This is a genomic window from Streptomyces longispororuber (genome assembly GCF_024448165.1).
Classification (GTDB): domain Bacteria; phylum Actinomycetota; class Actinomycetes; order Streptomycetales; family Streptomycetaceae; genus Streptomyces; species Streptomyces longispororuber_A.
Genome location: NZ_JAMOLN010000337.1, coordinates 1 through 7,095, shown reverse-complemented (window position 1 = coordinate 7,095; position 7,095 = coordinate 1). Strand labels below are relative to the sequence as shown.

Annotated in this window: 6 protein-coding genes; 4 read left to right on the top strand and 2 right to left on the bottom strand. The window is 72.3% G+C overall.

The window, feature by feature from the left end:
- Positions 1–133: 133 nt before the first annotated feature.
- The 4 genes from M4J07_RS45865 (at position 134) to M4J07_RS45850 (ending at position 4,319) form a co-directional block, all read left to right on the top strand.
- Positions 134–1,063 (top strand): ABC transporter ATP-binding protein, encoded by a 930-nt coding sequence (locus tag M4J07_RS45865; protein ID WP_255982969.1) that lies wholly within the window; start codon positions 134–136, stop codon positions 1,061–1,063.
- A complete protein-coding gene (locus M4J07_RS45860; RefSeq protein WP_255982967.1) occupies positions 1,060–2,478 on the top strand; it encodes an ABC transporter permease subunit in 1,419 nt (472 codons plus the stop codon). Before M4J07_RS45865 ends, M4J07_RS45860 begins: the two co-directional genes overlap by 4 nt.
- Positions 2,475–3,278, top strand: a complete 804-nt coding sequence (locus tag M4J07_RS45855; RefSeq protein WP_255982965.1) for a hypothetical protein — start codon at positions 2,475–2,477, stop codon at positions 3,276–3,278. The genes M4J07_RS45860 and M4J07_RS45855 overlap by 4 nt, the downstream gene beginning before the upstream one ends.
- Before the next feature lie 93 nt (positions 3,279–3,371).
- Positions 3,372–4,319: an intradiol ring-cleavage dioxygenase gene (locus M4J07_RS45850; RefSeq protein WP_255982963.1), complete on the top strand. Its 948-nt coding sequence runs from the start codon at positions 3,372–3,374 to the stop codon at positions 4,317–4,319.
- On the opposite strand, the gene metG is transcribed toward M4J07_RS45850, so the two are convergent.
- Positions 4,312–6,033: a methionine--tRNA ligase gene (metG, locus tag M4J07_RS45845; RefSeq protein ID WP_255982962.1), complete on the bottom strand. Its 1,722-nt coding sequence runs from the start codon at positions 6,031–6,033 to the stop codon at positions 4,312–4,314. The two genes, M4J07_RS45850 and metG, sit on opposite strands and share 8 nt — an antisense overlap.
- A 184-nt stretch (positions 6,034–6,217) precedes the next feature.
- On the bottom strand, positions 6,218–7,095 hold an 878-nt coding region (locus M4J07_RS45840), incomplete at its 5' end, for a VWA domain-containing protein (RefSeq protein WP_255982960.1).

The window sequence follows — 7,095 nt, the reverse complement described above, 5'->3', positions numbered from 1 at the left end:
GCTCGTGACACGGCCCCGCGCCCCTGAAGAGGCGCTCCGTACGGCTCGTCCCCCGGGCGGGGGACGGCCGCCGTCCGGGGACCCCTCCCCGGCGTGACGCACCGGGGAGCGGCCGGCCCTAGCGTCGACGGGCATGACAGACATGACGCTGGAGGCCCGCGGGCTGCGGAAGCGGTACGGCGGGAACGTGGCCGTGGACGGGCTGAGTTTCCGTGTGGAGCCGGGGAAGGTGACCGGGTTCGTGGGGCCCAACGGGGCCGGGAAGTCGACCACGCTGCGGATGATGCTCGGGCTGGACCGGCCCGACGCCGGGGAGGCGCTGATCGGCGGGCGGCCCTACGCCGAGCTGGCGGAGCCGCTCGCCACCGTGGGCGCACTGCTCGACTGCGAGTCGCTGCATCCGGGGCGGCGGGCCCGCGACCATCTGCGGTGGCTCGCGCACTACAGCGGGCTGCCGGTGCGGCGGGCCGACGTCGTCCTCGACCTGGTCGGGCTGACGTCGGCCGCCCGCAAGCGGGCCGGGGGCTTCTCGCTCGGCATGCGGCAGCGGCTCGGGATCGCGGCCGCGCTGCTCGGCGACCCGCCCGTGCTGATCCTCGACGAGCCGGTCAACGGGCTGGACCCGGAGGGGATCCAGTGGATCAGGGGATTCCTCAAGTCCCTGGCCTCGCAGGGGCGGACCGTGCTCGTCTCCTCGCACCTGATGAGCGAGTTGCAGGACACCGCCGACCACCTCGTCGTCATCGGGCGGGGGCGGCTGCTCGCCGACACCGACGTCGGTGAGCTGCTCGACGAGGCGTCCGGCGGGCGGATCACCCTGCGCACCACCCAGCGGGCCGAGGCCATGACCGTGCTGGCCGGGGACGACGTCGCCGTCGCCGTGACCGGGGCCGACACGCTCACCGTGGCGGGGCTGAGCAGCGAGGACATCGTCGCCCGGCTCGGCGCGCACGGCGTCGCGTTCTCCGAACTGGCCCGGCACCGCGCCACGCTGGAGGAGGCGTACATGGAACTCACCGGCAGCGTCGGGGAGTTCACCGCTGGGGCGGAGGCCGTCCGATGACGCGGGCGCTGCGCGCCGAATGGGTCAAGCTGCGGACCGTCCGCAGCACCGGGCTCGCGCTGATCGCGACGTTCGTCCTGGCCCTGCTGATGACCGTGGTGTCGGCGAGCGGCAGCCACTTCGGCTACGACGGTCCCGAGGCCTTCGACAGCGGGACGTTCGTGCACCGCACCGCGACCGGCGACGGCACGTTCACCGTGCGCGTCGCCGACCAGAAGGACTCCGAGAACTGGGCCAAGGCCGGGCTGATGCTGCGCGGCTCGACCGAGGGCGGGGCCGCGTACGCGACGATCCTGCTGACGCCCGGGCACGGGGTGCGGATGTTCGTGGACGGGAAGAACGAGAAGACCGCGGACGTCTCCGGCGCGACCCGGTGGCTGCGGCTCACCCGGGACGGCGACCGGATCACCGGCTACCAGTCCGCCGACGGCCGCGGCTGGCACGAGGTGGCCACCCTCACCGCGTCCCGGCTGCCCGCGCGCACCGAGGCAGGGCTCTTCGTCACGTCGCCCCCCAGGTCGGTCGTGCGGCGCATCGGTCCCGGGGCCGCCGCCGTGCATCCGGTGGCGACGACCGGGCGGGCCGTCTTCGACCACGTCGCCTTCCCCGGCACGGCGGACGGCGCGTGGCGGCAGACCGACATCTTCCAGAAGTACGCGCACGGCGGCATGCGGAACCCGACCACCGAACCCCAGCCGTACACGCGGGCCGACGGCCGTCTCACCGTCACCGGCAGCGGCGACCTCGGTGCGCTCGGCACGGCCGGGGTGGGACTCGAACCGGCACCGCCCGACCAGGTCAAGGAGACGCTGGAGACGGGCACGCGGCTCGCCGCGATCGCCGTGATCGCGCTCGGCGTCCTGTCCGTCACGTCCGAGTACAGGACGGGCACCGTGCGCACCACGTTCACCGCCAGCCCACGGCGCGGCCGGGTGCTCGCGGCGAAGGCCGTGGTGCTGGCCGCGCTGGTGTTCGTGGTCGGGCTCGCGGCGTCCGTGGCCTCGCCCTACGTCGCCCGGCCCTACCAGCGGGAGAACGGCTTCAAGCCACCCCTGTTCCCCGACATCTCGCTCACCGACCCGGCGACGCTGCGCGCGGTCGTCGGCAGCGCCGCCTATCTCGCCCTGATCGCCGTGCTCAGCATGGGGGTCGGCGTGCTCCTGCGGCGGACCGTGCCGGCGGTCGTGCTGATGCTGACGCTGGTCATCGTGGTGCCGATCGTGGGGTCCAGCACGTCCATCGCGTTCAGCGACTTCGTCGAGGGGGCCACGCCGACGGCGGGCCTCGCCATCCAGCAGACCCGGCAGCTCGTCGAGTACGCGGTGGCGCCGTGGACCGGGTTCGCCGTGCTGTGCGCGTACGTGGCCGTGGTGCTCGGCGCCGCCGGCCGGCGGCTCGCGCGGAGGGACGTATGAGCGGCAGGACGAGCCGACGCGCGAGGGGACGTACGGGGGTGCTCGCGCTGCGCAGGGCGGTGCACGGCGAGTGGACCAAGCTGTGCACCCTGCCCGGCCAGGTGTGGACCCTGGTCGGGCTGCCCGTGGCGATGGCCGGGCTGACCGCGCTCGTCGCCGCGGCCGCGGAGCCCGGGCAGCAGGGCACGCTCGCGCCGACCGCGGTGACCCTGTCCGGTGTGTACCTGGCGCAGACCGTGGCGGCGCTGCTCGGGATCGGCGTGGTCAGCGGCGAGTATCCGCGGGTGATCCGGCTGACGCTGGCCGCGAGCCCGCGCCGGGACACCGTGTTCCTGGCCAAGACCGCGCTGGTCGTGGTGACGGTGCTGGTGGCGGCGGCGGTCGCGGTGCCCGCCTCGCTGCTCGTGGGCCGGACGGCGCTGCCCGGCGGCGTCGCCCAACTCCCCTACTCCTCGCACATGTTGTGGCGGGCGAGCACCGGCACGCTGGTCTATCTGGTGCTCGTCGCGCTGCTGGGCGCCGGGGTGGCGCTCCTGTTGCGGCACGCCGCGTCGGCAGCCGGGACGGTGATGGCCCTGCTCTACGGCCCGTACCTGGTCACCCTCATCGTCAGGATGCCGGTGCACGCCCTGCACCGGGTGCAGAAGATCTCCCCGATGTCGGCGGGCCTCGCCGTGCAGACCACGACGGGCAGCGGAACGGCTCCGCTCGCGCCGTGGACGGGCATCGCGGTGCTCGGCGCGTACGCGGCCGGGGCGCTGCTGCTGGGGTGGGCGGCGCTGCGGTGGCGGGACGCATGACGTGGGGCGCTTTCACGCCAATGGTGCGTCGCTGTGGCCGTTCACAGTCCGCACCCATGCTCCTGACAGCTTCGACTCCTAGCGTCCCGCCGCATGACTGATACCCAAGAGCCTTCCCAGCAGCGTGACGTGACGCGTCGCAAGGTGCTCGCCGTCGGTGGCGCGGCGGTCGCCGCCGTCGGAGTGGGCGGCACGGCCGCCGCCGGCGGTGCCTTCGCCGACGAGCCGCGGGGCGGCTCCGACGACGCCTGCTACGTCCTCACCACCGAGACCACCGAAGGCCCGTACTACATCGACGCGGACAAGATCCGCCGGGACATCACCGAGGACCAGGACGGCATCCCGCTCGCGCTCACCCTCAAGGTGATCGACGCGGACACCTGCAGGCCGCTGCGGAACGCGGCCGTCGACATCTGGCACTGCAACGCCGTCGGCATCTACTCCGGGTACGAGGCGATGAGCGGCGGCGGACCGGGTGGTGGGACCCCGCCGTCCGGCACGCCGACGGGCGAGCCGCCGACCGGCGCCCCGACCGGAGGCCCCGGCGGGGGCGGGGGCGGCCACCAGGAACCCACCGACGACGAGCGGTACCTGCGCGGCACCTGGCGCACCGACCGGCACGGCGAGGTCACCTTCAGAACGGTCTTCCCCGGCTGGTACCAGGGGCGTTGCGTGCACATCCACGTGAAGGTGCACGTCGACGGCGAATGGACCGACGCGGGCTACGAGGGCGGGCACACCTGCCACACCGGCCAGCTGTTCTTCGACGAGAAGTCCGTGCTGGCCGCCGCCGAGGTCGAGCCGTACGCGTCGAACGACACCGTCCGCACCACGCTCGACGAGGACACGATCTACCCGGACAACGGCCACGAGGGCGGGCTGCTGTACCTGAAGTACGACCGCAGGAAGATCGCGCGCGGGGTGCGCGCCCGGCTCACGATGGGCGTCGCACCCGACGAGACGCACGACAGCACCGACACGTTCCCCGGCTCGGGACCGTCGTCGGCGCCGTCGTCGTCGAGCAGCCAGTCGGCTAGCTAGCGGCGGGCTCGCCGCCGAAGCGCTCCTTGTAGGACTCCAGGTCCTCGTCGGTGATCTTCGCGAAGAGCACCGGCGGGACCGTGAAGGCGGTGCCCGCGGGGACCGTCGTCAGGGCCTTCGCCTCGTCGGCGGTGACCCAGGTGCGGGTGTCGTCGGCGAGGGCGAACGCGGCGCGCATGGCGGCGGCGGACGCCGGGATGAACGGCTCGGAGACCACCGAGTACAGGTGGATGAGGTTCATCGCCGTACGGAGGGTCAGGGCGGCACCCTCCTTGTTCGTCTTGATCTCCAGCCAGGGGGCCTTCTCCTCCAGGTAGGAGTTGCCCGCGGACCACAGGGCGCGCAGCGCCGCCGCGGCCTTGCGGAACTGGAGGGCCTCCATCTGCTCCTCGTACTCGGCGAGCAGCCGGGCGATCTCGACGCCCAGCTTCTGCTCGGCCTCGCCCGGCTCGCCGCCCTCGGGGACGTCGTCGCCGAAGCGCTTGCGGGAGAAGGACAGGACGCGGTTGACGAAGTTGCCGAGGGTGTCGGCCAGGTCCTTGTTCACCGTCGCCGTGAAGTGCTCCCAGGTGAACGACGAGTCGTCGGACTCCGGGGCGTTCGCGATGAGGAAGTAGCGCCAGTAGTCGGCGGGCAGGATCTCCAGGGCCTGGTCGGTGAAGACACCGCGCTTCTGCGACGTGGAGAACTTGCCCCCGTAGTACGTCAGCCAGTTGAAGCCCTTGAGGTAGTCGACCTTCTTCCACGGCTCGCGGACGCCCATCTCGGTCGCCGGGAACATCACGGAGTGGAACGGGACGTTGTCCTTCGCCATGAACTCCGTGTACCGCACGTCGGAGGCGCCGGCCGGCTCGTACCACCACGACTTCCAGTCGTTGCCCGTGGCGTCCGCCCACTCCTTCGTCGAGCCGATGTACTCGATCGGGGCGTCGAACCACACGTAGAAGACCTTGCCGTCGGCCGCGAGCTCGGGCCAGGTGTCGGCCGGGACCGGGACGCCCCAGTCCAGGTCACGGGTGATCGCCCGGTCGTTCAGGCCCTCGGTCAGCCACTTGCGGGCGATGGAGGACGACAGCTGCGGCCACTCGTCGGCGACCTCGTCGATCCACGCCTCGACCTCGCCCTGCAGCTTCGACTGGAGGAGGAAGAGGTGCTTGGTCTCGCGGATCTCCAGCTCGGTGGAGCCGGAGATCGCCGAGCGCGGGTTGATCAGGTCGGTCGGGTCCAGGACGCGGGTGCAGTTCTCGCACTGGTCGCCGCGGGCCTTGTCGTAGCCGCAGTGCGGGCAGGTGCCCTCGACGTAGCGGTCCGGGAGGAAGCGGCCGTCGGCGGGCGAGTACACCTGCCGGATCGCGCGCTCCTCGATGAACCCGTTCTCGTTCAGCTTGCGGGCGAAGTGCTGGGTCAGCTCCGCGTTCTGCTCGGACGAGCTGCGGCCGAAGTGGTCGAAGGCCAGGTGGAAGCCGTCGTAGACCGCCTTCTGCGCGTCGTGCGCCTGCGCGCAGAACTCGGCGACCGGCAGGCCCCGCTCCTTCGCGGCGAGCTCGGCGGGGGTGCCGTGCTCGTCCGTCGCGCAGATGTACAGCACGTCGTGGCCGCGCTGGCGCAGGTAGCGGGCGTACACGTCGGCCGGGAGCATGGACCCCACCATGTTGCCCAGGTGCTTGATCCCGTTGATGTACGGAAGGGCGCTGGTGATGAGGTGTCGAGCCATCGGGGGCTGCTCCCAAGTCGTGACGATGCGTTGCGCGGAGTGGCGCGGAGTAAGGGTTTCCGTCCGCTGAATCTAGAAATCGTAGCCGACATGGCGCGGCCGCCCGCGCGGTGTTTTACCGTGCGGACGGCCGTGGGCCTTCTTGCGGTTGTTGCTCGTGGCTGCCCGTGGTTGCCGGTGTGCCTTACGGGCGCCAGGTCGCCAGGAGGCCCTTGTACAGCTCGGCGTCGGTCAGCTCGCGCGGGGCCGGGCCCGCGTGGAAGTAGCCGGCGTTGTCCGCCTTCAGCTTGCGCAGGTAGTCGAAGCCCTTGGCGTCCGGGTCGCCGAACGCGACGAACTGGAAGTGGATCGGGCGGCTCGCCGCCTTCGCCAGGGCCTCGTTCGCCGGGCGCTGGACGTCCGGGGGGCCGTCCGTCTGGAAGACCACCAGGGCCGGGGCCGTCGGGTCGGCGCTCTTCTCGTGGTGGGCGACGATCTCCTCGATCGCGCGGTGGTAGCTGGTGCGGCCCATCCGGCCCGCGGCCGCGTGCCACTCGTCGATCTTCGTCTCGTACGAGTCGTCGAGCGTGAGGTCGCCCGTGGCGTCGATGTCCGTCGAGAAGAAGACGGTGTGGACGGTGGGGGTCTCGCGGGCGTCCAGGTGGGCGGCGAGGGCGAGGGTCTGCTCGGCGAGGGCCGCGGCGGAGCCGTCCTTGTAGTACGGGCGCATGGAGCCGGAGCGGTCCAGTACGAGGTAGACCGTGGCTCGGGTGCCGGTGAGGTCGCGCTTCTTCAGCTCTGCGCCGGCCGCCTTGTAGGCCGTGGCCAGACCCGGGGCTCGGGTCTTCACGCGGGTGGCCGGGTGAGCGGGCTTGCCGTTGGCCGGGGCGGGGGTTTCCGCCGCGACGGGGTCGACGTCGTCGCTCTCTTCGGCCGGCACCGGGGTTTCGGCTTCGTCGGCCGGGGCCGGGGCTGCGGTTTCTTCGGCGGGTACCGGGGTGGCGGTTTCTTCGGCCTGTACCGGGGCTGCGGTCTCTTCGGCCTGCGCCGCGGCGGGGGTCTCTGCCGCGACGGGGTCGGCGC